A 3,151-nucleotide genomic window follows, 5' to 3' on the forward strand; every position below is an offset into this window, starting at 1 on the left:
ACGTTAGGCCGGATTCAAAGCACGTATCGATGGGTGAGATTGCCGACTGCGCACCGCGCTGCCGGAGGGGACCACTGCATGTACTTGACACCGGCTCCATCGAGGGTCGGGTCGCCGCCGAATTGACAAATACGAACGCACCCCCGGATGACCTCTACACAGAGCCTATCTCCGTGCCCGCTCGTATTTGCGCCAGATGGCTCAGGCAAGAGGTACGCAACGTAGCCAACGCTGCGATCGAACAGGCAAGGGTCAAGCTGCGCGCTGTTGGACGATGTCCTCCTCGTCATTCGGAATCCTCGCTATGCAGAGAAGCGCGTGGCACCGCAAGACCTGCAAACCTGTAAACCCGGGAAGAATGAGTGGCGAGTGTCTAGGTTTTTTGGGACTTTGTCGACGCCTTCCGTTATACCCTTACGGGTTAAGAATGCCCAAAGGGCTGTGCATGCACAAACGCTTCCCGTGAGCGAGCAGTTTAGGCTAAAATGCCCTTGATGATGGATCGAAGCGTGAGTTCGCACTGCGATTGCATGCCTCTAGCGGTGTTCCTTTATGTGAAAAATGCTTCGCTATCGTGCTGCCTCCAAACCGGGATTGAGACCTTGAATCTCGGTGTAGAGGCGCTTGCCTTGGTTCATCAAACGGTGTTATCGAGTTGTGCTGCTGCAGCTTCGGCATGTCATTGGGGGCATGTCGCTGTGGTGAGTAGGAGCGACGTCATGGGAAGGTTGTCGATGAGTGGGATTCACTGGTGCTGGTGCAGTCGTTTAGCTTGTTCGGCATCCGCCATCGTGTGCGGACCGTTGTCAGCGTGTAGTGTTCAGGAGGACCAGCAGGACGTCTCCGCTTCGCGATCCGCTCCGGGCGAGACTGCTGGTTCGGCAGAGGCGAGAGCGTCTGGCAGTGCACGTGTAGCGGCCCCTGGGGTCACAGTGCAGGGCGGCGCGGACGACACGATTTCCTGGGTCTGGGGCGACATCCACATCCATTCGGATGGTTGCAGCCGCGTCGGTGGTCCCGACTCCTCGGTGTACGATCCCAATACCGGGATTGGATACCTGGGTCCGGCATCCATCTTCGACACGATGGAGGAGCGCGGCGTGGACATAGGCAGTGTGCTCGTGTGGAGCCGCACGGGTGTGCAGGAATGGGATGGATTCCTGGACGGTGTTGATCGAACCGACGCCGGCCATCCCGGAAAGATCCTGCATTACGATCTGGAGGTGTCGATGGTCCCTGGCTACTCGGCACCCCTCATGGGGCATCTGACCGTGCTCGGTCTCGGGGACATCCGAGGATTCGGACCCTGTCCATCGTCGGGGCCGTGCCCGGGGCCCACCTGCACCTGCCTGCTCTGGCAGCTTTTCTCGAGCAGCGGGATACCGATCGTGAATTGGGCCTTGGACCAGAGCACCAACGGCGGAAGGGCCGACCTCTTCGGCGTGAATCACACGCAGAATTGGAGGCTGGACTACTCGTTTCCGGCGCTAAATATCGCACCGCTGGAGCTTCCCGTGCATGTCACACGCGAGAACGTATCGTTCATGGCCGTCGAAACAAGCGAGCCTGCGGAGTTGCAGGAAACCGGGGTGCTCTCACGGGAGGCCTGGCAGGTGTTTAGCGATCTGCAAAACAGCGGATACCGCATCGCGCTGGCCGGAGCCAGTGACAATCGCTGCGCGCAATCTCAGATCGGTGAGCTACGCACGCGCGTTATTGTCGACAACCCGGTGAACTACGCCTCGTACTTGGCGGGTATCAAGGCCGGTCGCACCATCGTCTCTGCCGGCAGGCGGATCTTCGGCGATGGCTTCTTTGACAACGAGCTGGTTTTCAGCATCAATAGGTCTGGTCAGCCGAGAAAGTACATGGGTGACGAACTGGCAGTGAGCGCGGGAGAGTTGCTCGAAGTCAATATAAGCGGGAAGAGCCAGGGCGGGACACCTGGGTTGGTTCAATTGATCGCCAACGGGGAAATAGTTCGACAATGGACGCACGGCGGTGCCCGTGGAAATTTCGTCTACCAGATCACCGATCTGCAGCTCCAGAAAAGCTCATGGGTTACCGTGCGGGCCCCGCGCGCGGAAACGAGCCCCATCTATGTGATGGTGAATGGCGCACCGATCCGCGGGGACTGGCGCAGTCCCTGTCGGATGCTGCAGCACATGAACACGCTCATCTACCACCAAGCCCCTGGTTTGATCCCGCAAGACATCATCGATACATACTACGTGCCGGCGTGGCACGCGTTTGCAGCCCGTGCCATCGAGGCCGGACAGCCGAACTGTCCCCTCGTCCAACCCCCCCAACTCCCGCCCCCCGGGCCGCCCGCTGCCGACTGCGAGTTCCCGAACGATGAAGGCAACGGCGCCGCGGAAGACTACGGGGATACGTTCTTGGCACCCAAGGTACTTCCGGCGTTCACCGGCACGCCGCTGAACGAGCTCGTCACGGGCCGACTTTTTCCGCGCAACGAGAACATGACCAAACCGCCCTGGGAGATCCCGGATCCACCGCCTCCAGCGCCACCCTACCCCACGCTGGAGTGTAGCGGCGCACAGCAATGGCCTTGTCCTGACCAGGACTACTTCAGGGTGGCGGCCACCTGCCGGGCGGGCGGCGGCACGCACCTTCGCGCTCGTGCCGTCCTGATGACCCAGGAGGGCAAACGGCAGGAGAATTCGAACATCAGCCTGGACGAGCACGTGGTCAGGTACTGCTGGTCGGACAACGTCAACTCGTACTGCGAGATAGACGGGGTCGAGAATTACTTCAGCAGCCGTGTCTACCGGACCACGCTGGGCGGGGGTACGAGCCTCAATGTTCCGATCGATGTGGCGTGCACGCCGGGGAGTACCTACTATCTGATGATGAGCGTGCATCCCAACTACTTCATGTGGTTGGCGAACCGGCCGGCGGTCCCCGCGTGCCCGGAAAACCAGAGCGGTCAGTGCTGCGACCAGTACGCGCTGCACTACGAGATCGAACAGGTGGACGACGGCTTTCCTGCGTCGCCCTGAGCCTGTGGATGATTGACTGGGCCCCAACTCCGGTCTGGAGGAGGCAACCAATGTCTTTTGTCTTAGCGCTACGTAATCTCGGATCATGTCGGGTCCTGTGGCTTGCCGTGTGCTGTGCGAGCCTTGCGGCG

At 60.5% G+C, this 3,151-nt stretch carries 1 protein-coding gene; it reads left to right on the plus strand.

The annotated features are described in order from the left end of the window. The first annotated feature begins 932 nt into the window (after window positions 1–932). Window positions 933–3,020 carry a hypothetical protein gene (locus MJD61_06310; protein MCG8554888.1) on the plus strand — a complete coding sequence of 696 codons (2,088 nt, stop codon included), beginning with the start codon at window positions 933–935 and terminating at the stop codon, window positions 3,018–3,020. Window positions 3,021–3,151: the final 131 nt, after the last annotated feature.

It is taken from the genome of Pseudomonadota bacterium (genome assembly GCA_022361155.1).
Lineage (GTDB): Bacteria > Myxococcota_A > Polyangia > Polyangiales > JAKSBK01 > JAKSBK01.